A 24,352-nucleotide genomic window follows, 5' to 3' on the forward strand; every position below is an offset into this window, starting at 1 on the left:
TATGTAGAGTTTGAGGCTCAGCGGGCCCGATGGTCGGGAGGGCGATGGCGGATGCTGCCGCCATACAGCCCTGGCGTCTTATGTCGGACGATAAACACGCACATTGGCATGTCCCTCACTGAGCAGGTGGTGTGCGTGCAAACGGCTCATCACACCTTTGTCGCAGTACAGCAAGTACTGGCGTGTAGGGTCCAGATGCTTGAACTTGCTGTTGATCGCGTAGAACGGCATGGCCTGCACATCGACCCCGTCCAGCACCAGAGGTTGGTCTTCCTGGGCATCGGGGTGACGGATGTCGATGACGATCTGGCCCGGCAACGCCTCGGCCACTTCCTCGATTTCGATGTCCTTGCCCAACTCGTCGATAACATGGTCGATGGAGATGAACTTGGCGCGCTCCAAGGCACGCTCCAGCACGGCCATGTCGAACTGCTTTTCTTCATGTTCTATGCGGTGACGCTTGGCATGGGTGGTCGGGTTCACCGAGATGACGCCGCAGTATTCGGGCATGTGCTTGGCGAAGTCGGCCGTGCCGATTTGCGTGGCCTGGTCGATGATGTCTTGCTTGTGGCTGGCCAGCAATGGGCGCAGCACCAGCTTGTCGGTGGCCGAGTCGATGATCGACAGGTTCGGCAGCGTCTGGCTGGAGACCTGGGAAATCGCTTCCCCAGTGACCAGCGCATCGATCTGCAGGCGCTCGGCCATGTGCGCGGCGCCGCGCAGCATCATGCGCTTGAGGGTCACGCCCATATAGCTGTTGTCGACTTTGTTGAGAATCTCGCCGACCACTTCTTCGAACGGCACGCTGATGAACAGCACCCGCTGGCTGCTGCCGTACTTTTTCCACAGATAATGCGCAACTTCCATTACCCCCAGCTCGTGGGCACGCCCCCCAAGGTTGAAGAAGCAGAAGTGGGTCATCAGGCCGCGGCGCATCATCTGGTAGGCGGCCACGGTGGAGTCGAAACCACCGGACATCAGTACCAACGTCTGCTCAAGAGCGCCAAGCGGGTAACCGCCAATGCCGTTGTGCTGGTTGTGAATGACGTACAGGCGCTGGTTGCGAATTTCGATACGCACCATTACCTCTGGCGCCTTCAGGTCGATGCCGGCGGCGCCGCATTGCTGGCGCAGCTGGCTGCCGACGTAACGATCGACGTCCATCGAGGTGAAGTCGTGGTGCCCGCCACGTTTGCAACGTACGGCAAAACGCTTGCCTGCCAGCAGATGGCCGAAGTGGTGTTTGCACTTGGCGACGATGTCGTCGAAATCACCCAGCGGGTATTCTTCTACCTGCAGGAAGTGAGTGATACCCGGTGTGCAGGTCAGGCGCTCGATCATCTCGCGCTGAACCTTCTCGTCCTCGACGCGGGTGACCACTTCGAGATTGTCCCAGACACCATCGACCGCGAGCTCGGGATCCAGATCCTTGAGCACGTTGCGGATGTTCTTGCCGAGCTGGCGGATGAAGCGCTTGCGCACCGGCCGGCTTTTGATGGTGATTTCTGGGAAGACTTTGACGATGAGTTTCATTGGTTAACAGCGCGCGCAGGGCCTGCCGAAAATGAGGGGCGCGAATTATAGCGGAAATTGCTCAGGATTTGAGCAACTTTTGATCAGAAGGTTTGATATAGATGAAAGGGGCGGTTTTTGAGGGTGCCTGTGAGATCGAGCGCCGCGCGGGCGGCGCTCGATCGCAAACGCACCACAAAAACGACGCCAAGCACCACAACAGTGCACACATAACAAAAAACGCATCAAAACCGTGCGCTATTACCCGCGAGCCCGCCACCAAATGCCCGCAAACGCCCCTTTTTATCTCACGCTCGCCATTTTCGGGCACTGGCATGCAATTTGCTCCCTTGTGAGGCAGGTACGCTTGGCCGACTATCCGCGCCCAGCAACACCCTTTTTCCAGGGCGGCGGCCTACCGCGCTCTAGACCATCCGGAGGACAACATGTCGAAGTCGGTTCAACTCATCAAAGATCATGACGTCAAGTGGATTGATCTGCGTTTCACGGACACCAAAGGCACCCAGCACCACGTGACCATGCCGGCGCGTGATGGCCTGGACGAAGACTTCTTCGAAGTCGGCAAGATGTTCGACGGTTCCTCCATCGCTGGCTGGAAAGGCATCGAAGCATCCGACATGATCCTGATGCCGGTCGATGAAACCGCCGTTCTGGACCCGTTCACCGAAGAGCCGACCCTGATCATCACCTGCGACATCGTCGACCCGTCGAGCATGCAGGGCTACGATCGCGACCCACGTGCGATCGCCAAGCGCGCCGAAGAGTACCTCAAGAGCACTGGCATCGGTGACACCGTATTCGCCGGCCCAGAGCCAGAATTCTTCATCTTCGACGAAGTGAAGTTCCAGTCGGACATCTCCGGCTCGATGTTCAAGATCTTCTCCGAGCAAGGCTCGTGGATGACCGGCGCTGACGTAGAAGGCGGCAACAAAGGCCACCGTCCGGGCGTCAAAGGCGGCTACTTCCCAGTTCCGCCGTTCGACCACGACCACGAAATCCGTACTGCCATGTGCAACGCGCTGGAAGAAATGGGCCAGACCGTTGAAGTTCACCACCACGAAGTGGCGACTGCCGGCCAGAACGAAATCGGCGTCAAGTTCAACACCCTGGTGAAGAAAGCTGACGAAGTTCAGGCACTGAAATACGTCGTGCACAACGTTGCCGACGCTTACGGCCGTACCGCTACCTTCATGCCTAAGCCACTGTACGGTGACAACGGCTCGGGCATGCACGTACACATGTCGATCTGGAAAGAAGGCAAGAACACCTTCGCCGGTGAAGGCTATGCCGGCCTTTCGGAAACCGCTCTGTACTTCATCGGCGGTATCATCAAGCACGGTAAGGCCCTGAACGGCTTCACCAACCCATCGACCAACTCCTACAAGCGTCTGGTTCCAGGCTTCGAAGCTCCGGTAATGCTGGCCTACTCGGCTCGCAACCGTTCCGCCTCGATCCGTATTCCTTACGTCGGCAGCCCGAAAGCCCGCCGTATCGAAGCCCGCTTCCCGGACCCATCGGCTAACCCATACCTGGCCTTCGCGGCCCTGCTGATGGCTGGCTTGGATGGCATCCAGAACAAGATTCACCCAGGCGATGCTGCCGACAAGAACCTGTACGACCTGCCACCAGAAGAAGCCAAGGACATCCCGCAAGTTTGCGGCAGCCTGAAAGAGGCTCTGGAAGAACTGGATAAAGGCCGTGCGTTCCTGACCAAGGGCGGCGTGTTCTCCGACGACTTCATCGATGCCTTCATCGAGCTGAAGAGCGAAGAAGAAATCAAGGTCCGTACCTTCGTGCACCCGCTGGAATACGAGCTGTACTACAGCTGCTGATCTGATCGGCGCCTGGCGTCGATAAGCTGATCGACACGGCCTCCCTCGGGAGGCCGTTTCTGTTTCTGCCTTCAGCAACTTCGGAAGGCTCCTACCCGCAGCCCAGCCTAGCTTCTGCACACTCGAACCTTCACTCAAAGGAGGTTCAGCATGCGTACACCCCTGCTTGTGGCAACCGCCAGCCTTGTTCTCACCGGCTGCGCGGCATCAGAACCAAACCACCTAGCCTTCGGCCCACTGCTCGAAACCATCGAGCGTCGCCTGGATTTGGCGCAAGCGGTCGCCTTGCACAAGTGGGACAACGGCCAACCTGTTCAGGCCAGCACCCGTGAACGGCAAGTAGTGGCCAATGTGCGGGCGGCCGCAGCTGAATATGGCCTGGCTGCAGAGCGCGCCGAGGCGTTCTTCGCTGACCAGATCGAGGCAAACAAACTGGTGCAGTACACACTGCTTTTCCACTGGCAACGCGTGGGCGCAGCACCAGACGAGCCGCGCAGCGACCTGCAACGGCAAATCCGCCCTCAACTGGACCAGCTACAGAGCGCCTTGCTCAGGCAACTGGCCGACTTCGACAGGGGCAAACCGCAAAACTGCGCCGTTGAGTTAGCCAATGCCGTGGCCGGCCGCCCTGTGGACCATCTGACTCAGCAGGCTCTGATCCGCGCAACTGGCCGGCTGTGCGACACACCCTGAACCACCTATGCTCTATATTGGTGCATGAAATCTGCGAGTGAGCCGGTTTGTACCCCAAAACGGTTCACCGGATCGATTTATCAGGGCATTCTGGTCCGAATATGCGCATATTCAGGCCGTAATCAGTAAATTCCGCTTCTTTTCAGAGCCTTGGTTTGTTTCTTGCAGTTTCTTGGGCAGAGACTGGCATCAGCGGTTCCACCGCGCGCCCGGCCAATGGCCGCAGCCTGCCCGACAAGTGCCAAAAGAGGTCGACGACGCCTTATGACCATCAGCGATGCACAGCACCGTCTGCTTCTGGACAACCTGACCACCGCCACGCTCCTGCTCAATGCGGAACTGCGCCTGGAGTACATGAACCCGGCCGCAGAAATGCTACTTGCAGTCAGCGGCCAGCGCAGCCATGGGCAGTTCATCAGTGAACTGTTCACCGAATCGACCGAAGCGCTCAACTCATTGCGCCAGGCGGTGGAGCACGCGCACCCGTTCACCAAGCGTGAAGCGCAGCTGACGTCATTGACCGGGCAGACCATCACTGTTGACTACGCCGTGACGCCCATCCTGCACCAAGGCAATACCTTGCTGCTGCTGGAGGTCCACCCGCGCGACCGCCTGTTGCGAATTACCAAGGAAGAGGCCCAGCTGAGCAAGCAGGAAACCACCAAGATGCTGGTGCGGGGCCTGGCTCACGAGATCAAGAACCCGCTTGGCGGCATCCGCGGCGCCGCGCAATTACTCGCTCGCGAGCTACCCGAAGAGGGGCTGCGCGACTACACCAACGTGATCATCGAAGAGGCCGACCGTCTGCGCAACCTGGTCGACCGCATGCTTGGCTCGAACAAGCTGCCGTCCCTGGCAATGACCAACATTCACGAAGTGCTCGAACGGGTCTGCAGCCTGGTCGATGCCGAAAGCCAGGGCTGCATCACTTTGGTGCGCGACTATGACCCAAGCCTGCCGGATGTGCTGATCGATCGTGAACAGATGATCCAGGCCGTCCTGAACATCGTGCGTAACGCCATGCAGGCGATCAGTTCGCAGAACGAGCTGCGCCTGGGCCGCATCACCCTGCGCAGCCGCGCCGTGCGTCAGTTCACCATCGGCCACGTGCGCCATCGCCTGGCGGCGCGGATCGAGATCATCGACAACGGCCCGGGTATCCCCTCGGAACTGCAAGACACGCTTTTCTATCCCATGGTCAGCGGGCGCCCGGACGGCACCGGCCTCGGCTTGGCCATTACCCAGAACATCATTAGCCAGCACCAGGGCCTGATCGAGTGCGAAAGCCACGCAGGGCACACCGCCTTCTCGATCTTCCTGCCCTTGGAACAAGGAGCCAACGCCTCATGAGCCGAAGTGAAACCGTATGGATCGTCGATGATGATCGCTCCATCCGCTGGGTCCTGGAAAAAGCCCTGCAACAGGAAGGCATGACCACCCAGAGCTTCGACAGCGCCGATGGTGTGATGGGCCGCCTGGCTCGCCAGCAACCGGATGTGATCATCTCTGACATTCGCATGCCCGGCGCCAGCGGCCTCGACCTGCTGGCGCAGATTCGCGAACAACACCCCCGACTGCCGGTCATCATCATGACCGCCCATTCCGACCTGGACAGCGCTGTGGCGTCCTATCAGGGCGGCGCCTTCGAATACCTGCCCAAGCCATTCGACGTCGACGAAGCGGTGTCTTTGGTCAAGCGCGCCAATCAGCACGCTCAGGAACAGCAAGGCCTGGATGTACCCCCAACGCTGGCCCGCACCCCGGAAATCATCGGCGAAGCGCCGGCCATGCAGGAGGTGTTCAGAGCCATCGGTCGCCTGAGCCACTCCAACATCACCGTACTGATCAACGGCGAATCCGGTACGGGTAAAGAGTTGGTGGCGCACGCCCTGCACCGCCACAGCCCACGTGCCGCATCGCCTTTCATTGCGCTGAACATGGCGGCCATTCCGAAGGACTTGATGGAGTCCGAGCTGTTCGGCCATGAAAAAGGTGCATTCACCGGCGCCACCAACCTGCGTCGCGGGCGCTTCGAGCAGGCCGACGGCGGTACGCTGTTCCTCGACGAAATCGGTGACATGCCGGCCGACACCCAAACCCGCTTGCTGCGAGTGCTGGCCGATGGCGAGTTCTATCGCGTGGGCGGGCATGTGCCGGTGAAGGTCGACGTGCGAATCATCGCCGCAACCCACCAGAACCTGGAATCACTGGTAACCGCTGGCAAGTTCCGCGAAGACTTGTTCCACCGCCTCAATGTAATCCGCATCCATATCCCCCGCTTGGCAGACCGCCGCGAGGACATCCCGGCACTGGCCCGTCACTTCCTGGGCCGTGCCGCACAGGAGCTGGCGGTCGAGCCGAAACTGCTCAAGCCAGAAACCGAAGAGTTCATCCGCAACTTGCCATGGCCGGGCAACGTGCGTCAGTTGGAGAACACCTGCCGCTGGATCACCGTGATGGCCTCCAGCCGCGAAGTGCTGATTGGCGATCTGCCGCCGGAGCTGTTGAACCTGCCGCAGGATGCTGCGCCGGTGACTAACTGGGAACAAGCCCTGCGCCAGTGGGCCGACCAAGCCTTGGCCCGCGGCCAGTCGAACTTGCTCGACAGCGCAGTGCCCAGCTTTGAGCGCATCATGATCGAGACCGCACTCAAGCACACCGCCGGGCGCCGTCGCGATGCGGCACTGCTGCTGGGTTGGGGCCGCAATACCTTGACCCGCAAGATCAAAGAGTTGGGGATGAATGTAGATGGCGGGGATGACGAAGAAGGTGACGACCACTGATCCTGTGCTTCGTCCATGAACTCACTAAGGCCGCTTCGCGGCCTTAGTCGTTTTTGCCCTGTGATGCACCGTTGCTGTGCCCGCTGCACCTCACCAAGGCACAAATCCCCTGTAAAAACGGCCAGATTGCCCTCAAGGCCCAGTAATCACGGGTTTTGCAAAACTGGCACGCCACCTGCAATGGTTGGTACATACCCAGTTTCGGGGGCCCTGGTACAGGCAGGCCGGGTGACCCCTCTTTTATTCGCAGTAGCCGTTTTCGGGGACCTCGGTACAGGCAGGCCGGGCCATCCCCTCTTTAATACGCAGTAGCCCCCTTTGGGGACCTCGGTACAGGCAGGCCGGGAATCCCCTCTTTTATTCGCGCAGCCTCACCTGCACCCGCCAACGCCCAGCGTCCTCTGCACCGGCCCATTCACCGTGCAGGGGGCGCGCGGCAATCAGTGTCAGTAACAGCCCCTTGTCGCTGTCCTGCAAACGCCAGCCCACCGGCTTACCCTGCAAGTCCAGCTGACCGCGCTGAGCCTTGCCTTGGGCCTCGAACAGCACAGCCACGGTGCCCTCGACATTTTCGCCATGCAGCTTGGGGGCTTCGTTGAACCACAGGTCCAGGCCACCCTGTACCACCTCGACCTGCTCCAGTACACGCTCATCCGGGGCCGTCAGGCGCCCGATCATCAGGCCCACCAGCACGCCAAACAGCGCCAGGGAAAGCAGCATCCGCGGCCAGGCCTTCGAACGCAGGTCCGGTTCGAGGGTAGAATGCTCGTCATCTTCACGTTTGGAGCCGTGCATGTTTCACGTCATCCTTTTTCAACCAGAAATTCCGCCCAATACCGGCAACATCATCCGCCTGTGCGCCAACAGCGGTTGTGCCCTGCATCTGATCGAGCCAATCAGCTTCGAACTCGACGACAAGCGCCTGCGCCGGGCAGGGCTGGACTACCACGAGTATGCCACGCTCAAACGCCACCAGAGCCTGGCTCAATGCCTGGAAAGCCTGGGCAACCCGCGCCTGTTCGCCTTCACCACCAAGGGTTCGCACCCTTTCGATGAGGTGGCTTATCAGCCAGGGGATGCATTTTTGTTCGGGCCTGAGAGCCGAGGCCTGCCCGCAGAAGTCCTGGATAGCCTGCCAGCGCAACAGCGCTTGCGCCTGCCGATGCGGCCAGGGTGCCGGAGCCTTAACCTGTCCAATACCGTGGCGGTGACCGTCTATGAAGCCTGGCGGCAGAATGGGTTTGCCGGGAGCTGACCGTTAGCCCGCGAACAGGTCGGCACAGGCATTAAAAAAGCGCTCCGAGGAGCGCTTTTTCGATACCGGCAGAATTATTGCACGGTAGGCGTTTCGCCAGTTTCCTGCATGCGCTGCAGTTCTTGAGCGTACAGGGCGTCGAAGTTGACCGGCGACAGCATCAGGGCCGGGAACGAGCCGCGGGTCACCAGGCTGTCCAGGGTTTCACGGGCGTAAGGGAACAGGATGTTCGGGCAGAACGCGCCGAGGGTGTGGCTCATCGACGAAGCGTCGAGGTTCTTGATCAGGAAGATACCGGCCTGCTGAACCTCAGCGATGAATGCGACTTCGTCACCGTTCTTCACGGTAACCGAAAGGGTCAGCACCACCTCGTGGAAGTCACCCTCAAGGGCCTTCTGCTTGGTGTTCAGGTCCAGGGCAACGCTCGGCTCCCAGGCCTGACGGAAGATCTGCGGGCTTTTCGGGGCTTCGAACGACAGGTCACGCACGTAGATGCGCTGCATGGAGAACTGCGGGCTGTTGTCTTCTGCAGCAGCGCCGTTGGTCTGTTGGTCAGTCATGGCAGATCCTTATCCTAATGGTTTTGAATGCAGGGCAAGTCAGGGCGCCAGCAGCGCGTCGAGCTTGCCGGCGCGCTCCAGGGCGTAAAGGTCATCGCATCCACCGACGTGGGTACTGCCGATCCAGATCTGCGGCACGGAGGTACGGCCCGCCTTCTGGCTCATTTCGGCACGCACCTGCGGCTTGCCGTCGACCTTGATTTCCTCGAAGGCCACGCCCTTGCTCTGGAGCAGGTGCTTGGCGCGCATGCAGTAGGGGCAATAGTCGCTGGAATAGACGATGACAGGCTTCATATCACTTCACCAAGGGCAGGTTATCGGCTTTCCAGCTGGAAACGCCACCGCTGAGCTTGGCGGCGGTGAAACCAGCCTTGATCAGCTCGCCGCAGACCGCGCCGGACTGCTGGCCCATCGCGTCGACGACGATCAGGGTCTTGGCCTTGTGTTTTTCCAGCTCGGTCATGCGGCTGGCAACTTTGTCCTGTGGAATGTTCAGCGCACCGACGATGTGGCCGGCCGAGTACTCCTTGGACGGGCGAATGTCGATGACCAGTGCCTGCTCGGCATTGACCAGCGCGGTCAGTTGGCCATTGCTCAGGCTCTGGCCACCACGGCGCAGTTCGTTGACGAGCAAGGCAACCAGCAGAATCACGAAGATCGCCACCAGGATGTAGTGATCTGTCGCGAATTGAATCAGGTGAGCAACCATCAGCGGTGTTCCAGGCGATTGAAAATGCCGCCCAGTATACACAGCCCCCCTGTGCCACCAAAGCCCGATGGGCCGGTGGTAAAGGTAGGTTCATGTTGCCGCAGGCCTGCGCCGGTCGGGTGGCAGGACGATTATTCGCCGCAGATGGCGCATTTGCCCTAAAATGCGTGTCTTTATCATCTTTGAACAACCGTGAGTTTGATTGATGACGAGCACGCCCAAACCCCTGGTCCTGATCATCCTGGATGGATTCGGCCATAGCGAAAGCCACGAATTCAACGCCATTTACGCCGCCAACACCCCGGTCTACGATCGTCTGCGCGCCACCCAGCCGCATGGCCTGATTTCCGGCTCCGGGATGGATGTCGGCTTGCCAGATGGGCAAATGGGCAACTCTGAAGTCGGCCACATGAACCTCGGCGCCGGGCGCGTCGTCTATCAGGACTTCACCCGCGTGACCAAGGCCATCCGCGATGGCGAATTCTTCGAAAACCCCGTGCTAAGTGGCGCGGTGGACAAGGCAGTCGGCGCCGGCAAGGCCGTGCATATCCTCGGCCTGCTGTCCGACGGTGGCGTGCACAGCCACCAGGACCACCTGGTCGCCATGGCCGAACTGGCCGCCCAGCGTGGCGCCGAGAACATCTACCTGCACGCCTTCCTCGACGGCCGCGATACCCCGCCACGCAGCGCGCAGTCGTCGATCGAACTGCTCGACGCGACTTTCGCCAAGCTCGGCAAGGGCCGCATCGCCAGCCTGATCGGCCGTTACTTCGCGATGGACCGGGACAACCGCTGGGACCGCGTCAGCGCGGCCTACAACCTGATCGTCGACAGCGTGGCCGACTACAGCGCCGACACCGCACTGGCAGGCCTGGAAGCGGCCTACGCCCGCGAGGAGAACGATGAATTCGTCAAGGCCACGCGCATCGGCGCACCGGTCAAGGTCGAAGACGGCGATGCGGTGATCTTCATGAACTTCCGCGCCGACCGTGCTCGTGAGCTGTCGCGTGCCTTCGTCGAACCGGACTTCAACGAGTTCCCACGGGCGCGTCTGCCAAAGATGGCCGCCTACATCGGCCTGACTCAGTACTCGGCCAAAATTGCCGCTCCGGCCGCCTTTGCACCGTCCAGCCTGGACAACGTGTTGGGTGAGTACCTGGCGAAAAACGGCAAGACTCAGCTGCGTATCGCCGAAACCGAGAAGTACGCACACGTCACGTTCTTCTTCTCCGGCGGCCGCGAAGAGCCATTCGAGGGCGAAGAGCGCATCCTGATCCCGTCGCCGAAGGTTGCCACCTACGACCTGCAGCCGCAGATGAATGCGTCTGAAGTGACCGACCGCATCGTCGAAGCCATCGAGCAGCAGCGTTTCGACGTGATCGTGGCCAACTATGCCAACGGCGACATGGTCGGCCACACCGGTGTCTTCGACGCTGCAGTCAAGGCTGTCGAAGCCCTGGACACCTGTGTCGGGCGCATCGTTCAGGCGCTGGACAAGGTCGGTGGCGAGGCCCTGATCACCGCCGACCACGGCAACGTCGAACAGATGGAAGACGCCTGCACAGGCCAGGCCCACACCGCGCACACCAGTGAGCCGGTGCCGTTCATCTATGTCGGTACACGCAAGGTCAAGGTCCGCGAAGGCGGCGTACTGGCCGACGTGGCGCCGACCATGCTGAAGCTGCTGGGCCTGGAAAAACCGGCTGAAATGACCGGCACCTCGATCCTGCTCGACGCCTGACGCTGCCAGCTGCACGCGGCAAGATCAGGCCTGCCATTGCTCGCTTTTTCTTGCCGCAGGTAGCTTGGCGCTTGCCGCTGCTCCATACTAGGCCAGTCTTCATCCCTGGTACGCCGACCCCCATGCTACGCGCCCTGATCCCCTTAGCCCTGTCCTGCCTGCTCAGCCCGGCCTTCGCCGATGAGCGCGCACAGACCCAGCAGCAACTGGATGCCACCCGCCAGGACATTGCCGAGCTCAAAAAGACGCTAAGCAAGCTGCAGGAAGAAAAAGCCGGAGTGCAAAAAGACCTCAAGGCCACCGAAACCGACATCGGTAACCTGGAGAAGCAGGTGGAGGCCCTGCAACAAGAACTAAAAAAGACCGAGGGCGAGCTGGAGCGCCTTGATACCGAGAAAAAAAAACTCCAGAGCGCCCGCGTTGAACAGCAACGGCTGATCGCTATACAAGCTCGCTCGGCCTACCAGAACAACGGCCGCGAGGAATACCTCAAGTTACTGCTCAACCAGCAGAACCCTGAGAAGTTCGCCCGCACCCTGACGTACTACGACTATCTGAGCAAAGCCCGCCTGGACCAGCTCAAGGCCTTCAACGAAACCCTGCGCCAGTTGGCCAATGTCGAGCAGGACATCTCCCGCCAGCAGGAACAACTGTTGGCCCAGCGCGCCGACCTCGACACCCGCCGCCAGGCCCTGGACGCCGAACGCAGCAAGCGTCAGCAGGTGCTGGCCAAGCTCAACAACGACGTGAAGAGCGGCGACCAGAAACTGCAGGCCCGCCAGCAGGACCAGGCGGATCTGGCCAAAGTGCTCAAGACCATCGAAGAAACCCTGGCCCGCCAGGCCCGCGAAGCCGAGCAAGCGCGGCAGAAGGCTCTGCTCGCCCAGCAGGAGGCCGAGAAGCGCCGGCAGCAAGAAGCCTTGGCCGCACGGGCCGACAAAGACGATGCCGAGCCCCCGAAAAAGGCTCGCACCACCCTCGGCCCGATGGTTTCCAGTGATGGCGCCAGCTATGGCGGTGCATTTTCTGCTGCACGGGGAAAACTTCCTTGGCCAGTCAACGGTCGACTGCTGGCACGCTTTGGCGATGCCCGCGGCAATGATGCCCGAGCCAAGTGGGACGGGGTGATGATCAGCGCCAACCCCGGCACGCAAGTGCACGCCGTGCATGGCGGGCGAGTGGTGTTCGCCGACTGGTTGCGTGGCGCTGGACTTCTGGTCATTCTCGACCATGGCAATGGTTACCTGAGCCTGTACGGCCATAATCAGAGCCTGCTCAAGAGCGCCGGCGACATCGTCAAGGCCGGCGAAGCCATTTCCACCGTTGGCGACAGCGGTGGCCAGGACAGTGCAGGGTTGTACTTCGCCATCCGCCAGCAGGGCCGGCCGACCGACCCCGCACAATGGTGCCGCGGCTGACACACAACAAACGGTATAGCGCCAGGCGCCGCACCGATGCTCCCCAGGGAGCGCTTACAGGATCAGGAGTTCGTTCGACATGCTGCACTCGCCTCGCCTCACCCAGCTGGCCCTGACCATCGCCCTGGCGATCGGTGCGCCCCTGGTCTGCGCCGCGGAGCCGGCGAAAGCACCCGCCAAATCCGCCGCGATGCCCGTCACCGAGGTGACCGCCAAGGCCCCGCTGCCGCTGGAGGAGCTACGCACCTTCGCCGAGGTCATGGACCGCATCAAAGCCGCCTATGTCGAACCGGTGGACGACAAGACCCTGCTGGAAAATGCCATCAAAGGCATGCTCAGCAACCTCGACCCGCACTCGGCCTACCTTGGCCCTGAGGACTTCCAGGAGCTGCAGGAAAGCACCAGCGGCGAATTCGGCGGCCTTGGCATCGAAGTGGGTCAGGAAGACGGCATGATCAAAGTGGTGTCGCCAATCGACGACACCCCGGCTTCCCGCGCCGGGGTGCAGGCCGGTGACCTGATCGTCAAGATCAACGGCGCCCCCACCCGCGGCCAGACCATGACCGAAGCGGTCGACAAGATGCGTGGCAAGGTTGGGGACAAGATTACCCTGACCCTGGTGCGCGACGGCGGCAGCCCGTTCGATGTAACCCTTGCCCGCGCGGTCATTCAGGTCAAAAGCGTGAAAAGCCAACTGCTCGAAAGCGGCTATGGCTACATCCGCATCACCCAGTTCCAGGTCAAGACCGGCGATGAAGTCGGCAAAGCCCTGACCAAGCTACGCAAGGACAACGGCAAGAAGCTGCGCGGGGTGATCCTCGACCTGCGCAACAACCCAGGTGGCGTGCTGCAGGCGGCCGTGGAAGTGGCCGACCACTTCCTCACCAAGGGCCTAATCGTCTACACCAAGGGCCGGATCGCCAACTCCGAGCTGCGCTTCTCTGCCGACCCGGCCGACGCCAGCGAAGGTGTTCCGCTGGTGGTGCTGATCAACGGTGGCAGCGCCTCGGCCTCGGAGATCGTCGCTGGCGCCCTGCAGGACCACAAGCGCGGCGTACTGATGGGCACCGACAGCTTCGGTAAGGGTTCGGTACAGACCGTACTGCCATTGGCCAACGATCGTGCGCTCAAGCTGACCACCGCGCTGTATTACACCCCCAACGGCCGCTCGATCCAGGCACAAGGTATCGTGCCCGATATCGAAGTTCGTCAGGCCAAGCTCACCGCCGATGCCAGCGACAATGACAACGACACCTTCAAGGAAGCCGACCTGCAGGGTCACCTGGGCAACGGCAACGGTGGCGCCGACCGCCCGACCGGCAGCAGCAAGGCCAAGCGCCAGGACCGCCCGCAGGACAGCGACTATCAGCTGAGCCAGGCGCTGAGCTTGCTCAAGGGCCTGAACATCACCAAGGGTGACTGACCCAACCCATGCGTTATCTGCTGTGTATTCTGTTCTGCCTGATGGCCGGTGCTGCGCAAGCGGCACCGGCCGGCAAGGCTTACCTGAGCATCATCATCGACGATCTGGGCCAGAGCACCGAGCGTGACACCCGCACACTCGCCCTGCCAGGGCCGGTGACCATGGCGATCATGCCCGATACCCCGCATGCCACTGACTTCGCCCGCCAGGCCCACAAGGCCGGCAAGACGGTGATCCTGCACATGCCCATGGACCCAGCCACCGGGCCCTACGCCTGGCACCCAGGGATCGCCATCGAAGAGCTGGCGCGGCGCTTGGACGCGGCCTTGGCCAAAGTGCCGTACGCTGCGGGCATCAACAACCATATGGGCAGCCGCATGACCGCACAGCGCGAGCCAATGACTTGGTTGATGGGCGAACTGCAGCGCCGGCACCTGTTCTTCGTCGACAGCCGTACCAGCGCAGCTACGGTCGCCGCGGCCCAGGCGCAGGCCGAAGGCCTGGCCCATGTTTCACGGGATGTATTCCTCGACGACGTGCGCACCCCTGAAGCCATTGCCGCACAATTGCAGCAAGGCATCGCCCTGGCGCACAAGCAAGGCTCGGCGGTACTGATCGGCCACCCATACCCGCAAACCCTGGCGGTACTCGAACAGCAACTGCCCCGCCTGAAAAGCCAGGGCATCGAGTTGGTAAGGCTGCAGCAGATGATCGCCGAGCGCGGTAATCAGGCCATGCCAGCCCATGGCAAGCATGGCCGTTACCAGAACCGCTGACCCGGTCAATCGAAAGGAATGATGCCCTCGACGTCGTTCAGCCGCACCTCACCCCGGTAGATCGCCAGCAAGTCCTTGCCGGTGGCTGCCGCCTGAAGCTGCGCTTTGCGGCCCAGCTTGCGCTGCGACCAGAGCTTCAGATGGCCCTTGCTGAACTGCCGTGCGCCAGTTGTGGCCGTGGGGTAATGGAAATGCGCCTCCCACAAACCTTCGCCCTCCTGCTCGCCAGCCCTGACGCGTCGGCGAATCTCGTAGACATCCAGGTAGTCCTTCGCCGATAGCATGCGCCGGGGCCCGGCACGGTGAACGGTCACTTCCTGATGCTCGACCAAAAAGCGCAAACTTTTCGCCGTCGGGTGGAAGGTGACCAGGTACATCCCGGTCAGCAGAGCACGCTGGGTTGCCTGCAGCCTGGTCACTGCCTGGCTCAGGCTGTCGAACAGTTCGTCTTCGGGGGTCAGCCTGGGTAGCTTGGCCTGCGCTTCTTTGATCTTATCGATATGCTCTTCCACGACCGTGGAGAGCCCGAGCGCTTCATCCGATTTGACATACAGGCGAGCCAGGGAAATCACCGAATCCACCTGGTCCACCAGTGCCTGGGCACGTTGACGCGCGATGCGCGGGTCCTTGGGCGAGAAAGGTGGCAGTTCGCTGCCGCCTAATCCAGCGGCTTGCTCGACCCATTCTTCACCCTGTTTATGAAACGTCTTGATGACGTTCTGGGTGCGGAAGTCTCGTTGCTGAACCACGGCAACGCCGTCGATCTCTACCTCTTCACCCAGAACGCTGCGGCCTCGGTTGGTCCTGACCACCTTGCGCCTGCCACCGCGCGGCGCATAAGTAGGGGGCTGCCGTGCGGGCGGCTGCTCAAGTTCTTTTTCCCGTACAGCCTCAGCCATATCCTTTTCCGCCAAGCTCTGAAGGCCCTCGAGCCTGAGCTTGTACTGCTGCAGACGATCTTGCCGGATCGCCGGGCCACCCAGGCTGGTCAGGTAGTCCGCCATGCCCCTGGCTTCTTCGTAAACCTCCAGAATGCCTGCCAGTACCTCGATCCTTTCAGCGGCCGAGAGCTCGCTTGCAGCCAGATCGCCATGGGCATTGCCCGCGCTGATCAAGGTCTCGCTGCCAAGGTAATCCAGGTATTGCTCCAAGGTGCGCTCGTCGACGTCCACCAACCGGTCGAGGCTGGCCTCGGCCAAATCGAGCAGCAGACGGAAATCCAGGTCGATAGCAGATAGCCGACGCCGCTCGATGGTTTCCTTGAGCTCCAAGTCCTTGTTGATCCTTGCGCCACTCGCCTCGTCCCTGTACAGGATCGAGCTATCGTTGAGGGTATCGACCAGTAACTTGTCCAAAACCCGGGAAATATCGACCAGGTCGGTTTCCCATTTGATGACATTCTCCAGCATCCCCAGGAAGTCTTTGTAGTGCTGGATTTCGCGCTCACCTTCGGGGCGTACGGCGATGTCCTTGGAAATATCATCCAAGCCCTCGTCATTGATCATCTTGGCCATCTCGTTGTAGTAAACCGAGAGGTTCTGGATCAGTGCCTGACGAACGCTGCTGCGCTGTTCGCTGAGCGAGTCGAGCAGCGTTTTCTCGTCGATGCGCATGGCGTTCAGCCGCGCCAACACTTGATCATGCTCTATGCCATTCTCGACCACTGCCTTGAGTTCGTAGATGACCTTTTCGTTGAGCTTCTTGCGCAGGCGACGAGTCAGGTCGAGAAGGTTCTGGCTCAATTCGTCCAGCTCCGGCCGTGCTAGCAAGGCTTCGATCTGCTGGTCTTTTTGGATAAGCATTTCGCGATGCCCCTCCAGTTGCATACCCAGCCGGTTATTGTTCCTCGCCAAGTCTGCTTCGGTATGCCGCAGGCTTTCGAGCAGCTTCTGGTTTTCTTCTCGCATTGCCTTCAAGCGACTACGCGGCATGCCGGCGCGCAACCGCAGGGCATGGTCGATTCGCCACTGACCATCGACCAACGCCACCCAGGGCCCCGCTCGCCCAGCCTGGTCTACGATACGAACGCCTTGGTCGGTAACGCGCGCGCCGTAAACATCGCCAGCCAATTGCAAGTAATGCTGCCCATCGAGCGCGTAAAGGCCATGGTGCTCACCGCTTTCGATCATTTCCAGCCCACTGAGCGATTGGCGCACCCGCATGCTTTGCAGCGCCTTGCGTCGTTCGGCCGAGAGCACATTCAGGCCTTGGGCGCCACGCCAGGAAAAGTCCAGTCGCGTGGCCTGCTCTGCCAGGGCACCTGGTAAACCAACCTTGCCTTGGGCCGGCATGGATGCCTGAGCACGACTGGCCGGATGCACCCTCGGCCATTGCTCGGTGGCCGCAGCGGGCAGTACCGATGCCGTTGCTTCTGGTGCGCCTGGCAGGCGCAGATGCATCAAAGCCATGGATGCATTGAGCAGCAGATCCACCACGGCAGCAGAGCGCTGGAATGCATCGCTGCCACGCAACGCCGCCACATCGTTTTGCAAAGCCCCAAGAGCCTGCACCAACCATGCTACCGAAGCCACCGGGCCGCGCAGCCACAAGCTGACCAAATCGAACAACAGCCAGGCGCCCTGGGTGAGAATGGCCCAACGGCTTTCCTGGTTGGAAACCGTCTGGCGGTCGGCCAGCTCCACCAGCAGGTCCCGGTTGGCCTGGTACAGCTGAGCATCAACATCCCGCTGCCAGAACTGGGCTTCGAACGAGGCAGGCTTGACCCGCGCAGGCAACACTGAGGTATCGAAAATTGGCTTGAGCAAATGAGGCTCAAGGAAACCACCCCAGTCATAGACACGACGAGCTTGCGGGCTCAGCCAGTCAAGGACGCTGGTTTGCAGCGCACCGGCCTGGCCTATCGCCGCCATCATCGCCTCGATGCTGGGGTACTCGGTGATCGCCACATCGCCGTATAACGGGCGATACAGCAGCACACATGCAGGCTGCGTGGAAAACAGCACGTACATGCCAGTTGCCTGGTCGCTGGCCGGCGCCGTAGCTTCGCGCTTGAACGCCAGTGGCATCAGCATCTGCGCAGGTAATTGGGGGTCAACCACACCCCGGCAGTAGTCGACAACGCACTGCAGGCCAGCTTCGCTGAGGTCATTGGCCAAGCGGGCCGAAAGCGCACTGAACAACAGCGAGCAGCGCCACTCACGCCCGAACCGGGCCACCCGCTGTGGGCGCTGTTCGGGGTCATCCAGGCATTGAGCGACATACGCCGGGTAGTGACCACCAATGTCGACCTTTTGCACCAGGGCCTGCACATAGGCTGGGTTCATCCAGTCCATGATCAACTGCCCTTGGCGGTGGTGCACAGCGCTGAGCACTGCGCCTTGCAAAGAGCTGAGATTGCCAATGGCGAACTCGGTCAAGCTCAGGCGCCGATGCTCCACACTGCCGCCACCCACGCCTGCGCCAGCACCGCCCGGCGTGCCGCGGGCGATGGTCAGGGTCAATTCAAGGTCGTCGGGGAAGTAGTTGGCGTCATCGGGATGGTCGGCCAGCAACTGCGCCCGCAGCTGCTGGCGTGTGTAGGCGTGCAGGTCCAGCACCCCCTCCAGGGCGCCGATACCATCGGACTGTGCTTGGGCCAGGGCTAGGTCGAACAATGCGCACTGGCAAGCGAAGCTATCGGCCGCCGCTGCATGCAGAAAGCGCGGTGGCAGTAGGGTGCTGGCGCGTGGTTCGGTCAACCGATAGCCATCGACAAAGTAGCGCGATGGATCGCACAGGCCAGCGAAACACTGCTCAAGCGCGTCAACGTCAGCTAGTTGCCAATAGCGCACGCGGATCACAGGCTCAAGCAGCGCCTCGAGCATCAGCGCGCTCAACTGCGCGAAAGCATCGCCCTCCAGTTCAAAGCGGTCCCAAACGAAACCCTCGAATGCATGCCGCTGGGCGAACGTATCCTGTAGGGCCAAGGCGAACTCGTCCAGCGAATCGAACGAACGGATCACACTGCAGGGCGCGCACCACAGCAGTACCTTGCGCGCATCGCTTTCCCCCATGATCAGCAAATGAGGCAACAGGCAGCGATAGCTCTGGCTGCCTTGGCTCAGTCGTACCTGTACCACGCTCACACTGGGCGATCGCTGGCCGCCCTGAAGCGCACCGTGGATGTAGCTCTGCTGCTCGGCATCCAGGTTCTGCATAGGCAGGTTGGCCAACCAGGCGGCTTTGATCGTCTGTTGCAGCCACAGGTCACGGCTGACACCGCTGACGCCCAGCGCTTGCCAGTATTCGGCTTGCGCCTGGCAAAACTGCTCGGGCAACAGCAGCAACAGATCGTTGAGCGCGGCGGTCAGCGCTTGGGGCCTGACCACATCGTCATCGGAGCTCTGGAATGGGTCAGGGTTGGCATAGAAACGGTAGGGGACTTGCAGGCTGAGGCGATAGTCCAGGCCGGCCACCCAGGGAAAATCCAGCACACGACGCGTCAGTAGCGCTTGCAGGACGTAGTCGACAAAAGGCTGGTGGCTCCAGGTGCCATCGACTTGCGGAATCATCAAATACAGCGCTTGAGCAGAGGTCAGTTCAGGCCGGTAGTGGGCAATGGCCGGGTACTGTGCGATCAGCACCTGCATCAATTGCTGCCCCGCGACCTGGCGCAGAGTCGGGCGGCTAGCGAAGTGCGCGGCCACAGCATGTTTGTCATCGTTCAGGGGGGGCATGGGCGCTTGCTCCAGGTTGAGAATAGCCTGGAACCCTATAGAGCCAGCCTGACCGGCCAGGCCTAAATATTGCTCGCAACGACTGACGGCTGAGGGCGATCAGGCCCGCTCGTCAGAACCGGGCCTGCACCTTCGGTTAACTATCAGTTCAACGCAATGATGCCCTGCACATCGGCCTGCTCTAGCCGCCCACGATGTACGCGCTGACCGCTCACAGACTCGAATTGCCGCCCCATCTGGCGCTGGCTCCAACGCTTGAGATGGGCGTAAGTGAAGTCGGCCAGGTTCGCGGTTTGCGACGGCAAATGGAAGTGCGCAGCCCACAGCGGTCGCCCTTTACTGGCGCCTGGGGCGTTCAGGCGCATGATCTTGAACTCGTCGAACGGGCTGGTATTGGCAGAAACCTCGCGGCGCACGTACTCAACCTTGATCAAGCGCTGCTCATGCAAGAAGCGCAAGGCTTTGGCGGTGGGGTACGGGGTTTTGCTGAATAGCGCAGTCAACTGTTCGACCCGGTAGGCGCGCAGCGCAATCAGCGCTTGGCTCAGCGGTGCTGTCGCCGCGCTTTGCGCACCCTGCTCGGCGAAGCTTGCCAAGGCAGTTTCCAGCACGTTCACCTGGTCACTGAGCAGGCGATCGAGCAACCCGCCACTGACATCTTCCAGTACATAAGCCTGGGCGGCGACGAGCACCTCCTGGTGGTCCAGCAGCAACGCCTTGACCTGGGCGTCGACATCCACTGCTGGGCCTGGCTGCGCCCGAGCAGAAGCTGGCTTGGCAACACGCTCGACCCAGGCATCCCCCTGGCGCTCGAACACCTGCAGGATTTTATCGCTGATCGACTGACGCACCTGCAGGACGACTTGCCCTTGATCCTCGACCTGCGTGGCAATCAGCAACTGGCCATCGCGGTTGCGAATCACCTGCTGCGGCTGCTGGGTGACAGGGTACGGCACCCGCCCTGAAGCAGTCGGCTTGCCGTCCTGCTCAGCCATGGCATCGACCAACCGGCGCCCGGCGTCTTCCTTGAGCAGGATCATCTGCGCCCGGTAGCGCCGCAACATCACAGGGTCCAGCAATACACCGGCCTGGGGTTCGATGTGCAGGGAGTGCACGATTGCGGCGGTGTATTCATCCCAGGCCTCCTGCAAAATGCTGATCCGATCCGAGGCCGACAGGTTGGCCATCAGTGAGTCGCCGTGTGCCGACGACGCGCGGTTCAGTGCCGGGTTCATCAACCCATTCTGGAACCGCAGCAGGCGCCGGGGCATGGCTTTGGACTCCAGGCGCAAAGCGGCCTCGGCAAGGTTCAACGCGTGCTGGAAACGCAAGTCGATGGTGGTGAAGCGCCGGCTTTTGATCAACTGCGCCACGCTGCGCGGAGTGGTCGAGACGCTGATGTCCAAGGTGTCCGGCGCATCGCGCAACAGCACGTCGAGCTCGCCGTGAAGGGCCAGTATCCGTTCATTGAGTTCGATGTGGGGAATGAGTTCTGCGCGGAACTGTTGGTATTGCTCGGCCATTTCATGCAGGTATTTGCCACTGAACTGCCGACGTCTCTGGCTGATATAGCTGTAGTCGGCCAGCAGGTAGAGTTCGCCGAGGGCGAAGTCAGCGTTGCGAATCGTCGACTGCAGCAGCAGCTTGAGCTGACGCTCCAGTACATCGCCCATTTCATGGGGGCGATAACGGCCATACTTGGGTTCGAGCATCACCTTCAGCTGGGCGATTTGCTTGCGGTCCAGGGCGATGACCGCTTCCAGCGTAGCCACGACTTCGTGGCGTTTTGCCTTCACTTGCGCATCCATTTCGCTCAGGCGTGCCTGGTAGCGGCTCATCAGGTGGTCGGAGGCGGCACGATCGAAACCGCCCTCCCCTGCGGCCTCAGCATCCTGGCGTCGCGTTTGCTCCGTGGCTTCAAGCGCAGCCAACTGCGCCCGCTTGCGTTGTAGCGCCTGCACCTCGTCAAGGGCCGTTTGGAACAGGTTGGCAGCCTGGTTGGACTCATGGCTCAACCGATCGATCTGCGCGAGCATCCTGCTGAACTGCGTCTGCAGTGACGCCTTGGGCATGCCGCCGCGCAAGCGTAAGCGGGTATCGACCCGCCATGCGCCGCCTTGATAGACAAGGTACGGGCCATGTCCACCGGCTGGGTCAACCACGCGGATACCGTCGCGCGTAGCAGTCACGGCAAATACCTCACCAAGCATCGAGATGTAGTCTTGGCCTGCGACCTGATAAATACCCGTTGCCTGCGGTTGCTCCCCGTCCAGTGCGATTTTGGCGCGCATGGCCATCAGGGCCTGGCGCCGCTGGGTTGGCAAATCGTTGAAACCCTGGTTGCCACGCCAACTGAAATCTATCTGCGCCGTGCCCTCCAGCGGCGGCACCGGCCATGGCAGCGGCCCAGGGGTCGTCACCTTGCCTTGGCTAGGCACAACGTAGAGGCCCTGGTAGCGGCCATCCTGGGCTGGCAACTGTTTGAATGCCGCTGCCTTTGGTAGCGGCTGGGGGTCGCTCGCTGCGGCGCTGGGCAGATGGGCATGCAGCAGGGTCATGCCAGCAGTGATGATCAGGTCGACGGTGGCCGCCTGGCGAGCGAAATCGTCGCCTTGGGTCAATGCCTCCAGCTCTGCGTCCAACGCGCTGAGGCTCTGTACTAGCCAAGACACCGAGGCCACAGGGCCGCGCAGCGCCAGGCTGACCACATCGAACAATAGCCAGGCGCCGCGGCTGAGCAGCGCCCAGCGGCTTTCGGCGGTGGACGTGCTTTGCAAATCGGCCAATGCAATACGCAACTCCTGGTTGGCGGCATACAGTTTTTCATCCACACCCGTGGCCCACAGCAACGTTGCCAGTTGGGCAGGCGCTGGTTTTTCCGGCAGGTTGTAGGGGTCGATGCCGATGCTGCTGATGTGCGGCTCACCGATGCCGCCGTGGTCATAAATTGGGCGCGCCGCCGGATCCATCCACGCCACCATGCTCTGCTGCAGCTCGGGCGAAGCGCGGATCGCCACCAGCATGGCATCCAGGCTGGGGTACTCGAGCAGCGTATCCTTGGCATAGAGCGGGCGGTACAACAACACCCGCGAGGGCTGCGCGCAAATCAGCAGGTACATGCCTTGAACACCATCAGATTGGCTAGCCTCGGGACGGCGCTTGAAAGCCAGGGGCATCAGCACGCTGCTGGGTGACGGTTGGCCCTGGCGGCCATGGCAAAAGTCGACCACACCCTGTAGACCGAACTCCGTGACCTTGCCGTCGAGCTTGGCAGCAAGGGCACTGAACAGCAGGCCCTGGCGCCACTCGCGGGCGATGTAGTGGGTGCGCTGCGGCCGGCTGGCCAGGTCGCCCAGGGCAGTTGCCACGTAGTGTGGGTACTGGCCACCGATGTCGACCCGCTGAACCAGGCCCTTGAGGTAATCCACGCTCAGCCAAGGCATGATCAACTGCCCGGTACGGTGCCGGACGCCGGTGATCACCGCCGTACTGAGGGAGCTCAGATTACCGATGGCGAATGCCGTGAGGGTCACCTCCCCCCTGTGGACCAGCGGTTCGCCGCCACCTGCCCCGCTCGCAGCGCCTCCCGCAATGCCCTGGGCCGAGGCAAGCGAAAGCAGCAGGTCGTCGGGAAAATAGTTCGCCTCCACCGGGTAGTCGGCCAGCAATTGCTCACGCAAACGCTTACGTGCAAAGGTGTGTAGATCCTGCACGCCATCGAGCGCCGAGCCCCCCTCTGACTGCGCCTGTGCCAGCGCCATGCCCAGCAGCGCCTGCTGAGCCGCGAAACTGTCGCTGGCCGAAGCGCCGAGCAAGCCCAAAGGCAGCTTGGCCTGCAGGCCATCGTCGTCGAAATAACCGGCAACCAGCCACTGCGCAGGATCGCTCAACTGTGCGAACAGAACCTGCATCTGCGCCACATCAAGGCCATGCAGGCGTAATTGCGTGATCTGCTCGCACATCAGGGTCAACAGCAGCGCCGTGAGCTGGGCGAATACATTGCCCTCCAGGCCATGACGGTCCCAACTCAGGCGCTCGAAACCATAGTCCAGCGCCAAGGTGTCGCGTAAGGCCAGACCGAAGGCATCCAGCGATGCGAAGGCCGTGACCTGGCTCGACGGCCTGTACCACAGCACAACCTGTTCCTCATCCCACTCACCGACCAGCAGCAAGCCCGGTTGCACCAGCGACACCGCCTGCTCATCCCAGATCAGGTTGGCCTGCACCGCAAACACTGCCGGCTGCCCGATACCACCTTCGATCAGCGCGCGCACACACGCCTGCGCCTTGGTATCGAGCCCTTGGCGGGGAAGGTTGCTGAGCAGCGCCATCTTCAGCAGCCATTGCAACCACTTGTCGCGGTTATTACTGGCGTTGCCCTGGCCCTGCCAGTAAGCAACCTGGGCATGGCAGAAGTGTTCGGGCAAATCCACCAGCAGTTGGTTGAAGGCATCGGTCACGCCGCTCAGGCGGCGGGTATCGAACTCGCTATCGGCACCGGCGAAGCGGTGGGTCGCGGCCAGCGCAAGGTTATGGTGACGCCCGTCGAGCGCCTCCAGGTTCATCGGCTGGTCCGCCACCAGCGCCTGCAGCACCCGATCGACCAAAGGCTCAGTGGTGTAGTGCCGGGTGCCCAGCACAGGGCTGTCGAGCATCAGTGGCTCGGCATCGGTCAGTGCTGGAGTGACGTAAGCCAGCCAAGGCAGCTTTTCGAGCAACAGGTTCAGCACCTGGGTGCTGACCACCTGGCGCAGGGTCGGCCTGCCGACGAACTGCCGGGCCACAGCGTCTTTGAAATCGAACAGCGTTGTCGAAAGTGTAGTCATGGTGAGCGCTTCTTGGTGGGTGGGCCGCCACCATGCCGTCACGCCCAAGCCCGCTTGGCTGTACATATTGCGACTGCGCACAAACGAAAAAGGCCTGATGCTTTCGCACCAGGCCCCTGCTCGCTGC

General features: G+C 61.5%; 16 protein-coding genes. 9 read left to right on the forward strand and 7 right to left on the reverse strand.

The features are described from left to right. Nucleotides 1–78: 78 nt before the first annotated feature. Entirely contained in the window at nucleotides 79–1,533 is a 1,455-nt protein-coding gene (thiI, locus tag HU725_RS21265) for a tRNA uracil 4-sulfurtransferase ThiI (RefSeq protein WP_186476295.1), read from the reverse strand. A gap of 425 nt (nucleotides 1,534–1,958) precedes the next feature. On the opposite strand from thiI, the gene glnA reads away from it, so the two are divergent. The 4 genes from glnA (at nucleotide 1,959) to ntrC (ending at nucleotide 6,841) form a co-directional block, all read left to right on the forward strand. Next, nucleotides 1,959–3,365, forward strand: a complete 1,407-nt coding sequence (gene glnA / locus HU725_RS21270; RefSeq protein ID WP_060480427.1) for a type I glutamate--ammonia ligase — start codon at nucleotides 1,959–1,961, stop codon at nucleotides 3,363–3,365. 150 nt (nucleotides 3,366–3,515) lie between these two features. Continuing rightward, nucleotides 3,516–4,058 carry a chorismate mutase gene (locus HU725_RS21275; protein ID WP_186476294.1) on the forward strand — a complete coding sequence of 181 codons (543 nt, stop codon included), beginning with the start codon at nucleotides 3,516–3,518 and terminating at the stop codon, nucleotides 4,056–4,058. A gap of 264 nt (nucleotides 4,059–4,322) precedes the next feature. Then, complete coding sequence (glnL, locus tag HU725_RS21280; protein WP_186476293.1) at nucleotides 4,323–5,408, forward strand: nitrogen regulation protein NR(II); 1,086 nt, start codon at nucleotides 4,323–4,325, stop codon at nucleotides 5,406–5,408. Further along, a complete protein-coding gene (ntrC, locus tag HU725_RS21285; protein ID WP_186476292.1) occupies nucleotides 5,405–6,841 on the forward strand; it encodes a nitrogen regulation protein NR(I) in 1,437 nt (478 codons plus the stop codon). Before glnL ends, ntrC begins: the two co-directional genes overlap by 4 nt. A gap of 357 nt (nucleotides 6,842–7,198) precedes the next feature. Here the strand turns inward: ntrC and HU725_RS21290 are convergent, their stop codons facing one another. After that, a complete protein-coding gene (locus HU725_RS21290) occupies nucleotides 7,199–7,636 on the reverse strand; it encodes a hypothetical protein (protein WP_186476291.1) in 438 nt (145 codons plus the stop codon). On the opposite strand from HU725_RS21290, the gene trmL reads away from it, so the two are divergent. Further along, nucleotides 7,635–8,096: a tRNA (uridine(34)/cytosine(34)/5-carboxymethylaminomethyluridine(34)-2'-O)-methyltransferase TrmL gene (gene trmL / locus HU725_RS21295; protein ID WP_060480432.1), complete on the forward strand. Its 462-nt coding sequence runs from the start codon at nucleotides 7,635–7,637 to the stop codon at nucleotides 8,094–8,096. The two genes, HU725_RS21290 and trmL, sit on opposite strands and share 2 nt — an antisense overlap. Before the next feature lie 74 nt (nucleotides 8,097–8,170). Here the strand turns inward: trmL and secB are convergent, their stop codons facing one another. Genes secB through HU725_RS21310 form a run of 3 tightly spaced genes read right to left on the reverse strand, consistent with a single transcriptional unit; the run spans nucleotide 8,171 to nucleotide 9,365 of the window. Next, complete coding sequence (gene secB, locus HU725_RS21300) at nucleotides 8,171–8,656, reverse strand: protein-export chaperone SecB (RefSeq protein WP_186476290.1); 486 nt, start codon at nucleotides 8,654–8,656, stop codon at nucleotides 8,171–8,173. Nucleotides 8,657–8,695: 39 nt separating this feature from the next. Next, complete coding sequence (gene grxC, locus HU725_RS21305) at nucleotides 8,696–8,950, reverse strand: glutaredoxin 3 (protein ID WP_060480434.1); 255 nt, start codon at nucleotides 8,948–8,950, stop codon at nucleotides 8,696–8,698. Between the two features lies 1 nt (nucleotide 8,951). Then, nucleotides 8,952–9,365: a rhodanese-like domain-containing protein gene (locus tag HU725_RS21310; protein ID WP_186476289.1), complete on the reverse strand. Its 414-nt coding sequence runs from the start codon at nucleotides 9,363–9,365 to the stop codon at nucleotides 8,952–8,954. 205 nt (nucleotides 9,366–9,570) lie between these two features. Here HU725_RS21310 and gpmI point away from each other — a divergent pair, with 205 nt between their 5' ends. From gpmI to HU725_RS21330, 4 genes are all read left to right on the forward strand, one after another. Further along, entirely contained in the window at nucleotides 9,571–11,106 is a 1,536-nt protein-coding gene (gene gpmI, locus HU725_RS21315) for a 2,3-bisphosphoglycerate-independent phosphoglycerate mutase (protein ID WP_186476288.1), read from the forward strand. A gap of 122 nt (nucleotides 11,107–11,228) precedes the next feature. After that, nucleotides 11,229–12,524, forward strand: a complete 1,296-nt coding sequence (locus HU725_RS21320; RefSeq protein WP_060480437.1) for a murein hydrolase activator EnvC family protein — start codon at nucleotides 11,229–11,231, stop codon at nucleotides 12,522–12,524. Nucleotides 12,525–12,603: 79 nt separating this feature from the next. Beyond that, a complete protein-coding gene (locus tag HU725_RS21325) occupies nucleotides 12,604–13,947 on the forward strand; it encodes a S41 family peptidase (protein ID WP_186476287.1) in 1,344 nt (447 codons plus the stop codon). An 8-nt stretch (nucleotides 13,948–13,955) separates the two neighbouring features. Beyond that, nucleotides 13,956–14,723: a divergent polysaccharide deacetylase family protein gene (locus tag HU725_RS21330; protein WP_186476286.1), complete on the forward strand. Its 768-nt coding sequence runs from the start codon at nucleotides 13,956–13,958 to the stop codon at nucleotides 14,721–14,723. Nucleotides 14,724–14,728: 5 nt separating this feature from the next. Here HU725_RS21330 and HU725_RS21335 read toward each other — a convergent pair whose 3' ends face one another. Next, nucleotides 14,729–19,399 (reverse strand): dermonecrotic toxin domain-containing protein, encoded by a 4,671-nt coding sequence (locus tag HU725_RS21335; RefSeq protein ID WP_186476285.1) that lies wholly within the window; start codon nucleotides 19,397–19,399, stop codon nucleotides 14,729–14,731. A 143-nt stretch (nucleotides 19,400–19,542) separates the two neighbouring features. Beyond that, entirely contained in the window at nucleotides 19,543–24,225 is a 4,683-nt protein-coding gene (locus HU725_RS21340) for a DUF6543 domain-containing protein (protein ID WP_186476284.1), read from the reverse strand. Nucleotides 24,226–24,352 lie beyond the last annotated feature (127 nt).

The sequence above is a fragment of the Pseudomonas promysalinigenes genome (assembly GCF_014269025.2).
GTDB lineage: Bacteria > Pseudomonadota > Gammaproteobacteria > Pseudomonadales > Pseudomonadaceae > Aquipseudomonas > Aquipseudomonas promysalinigenes.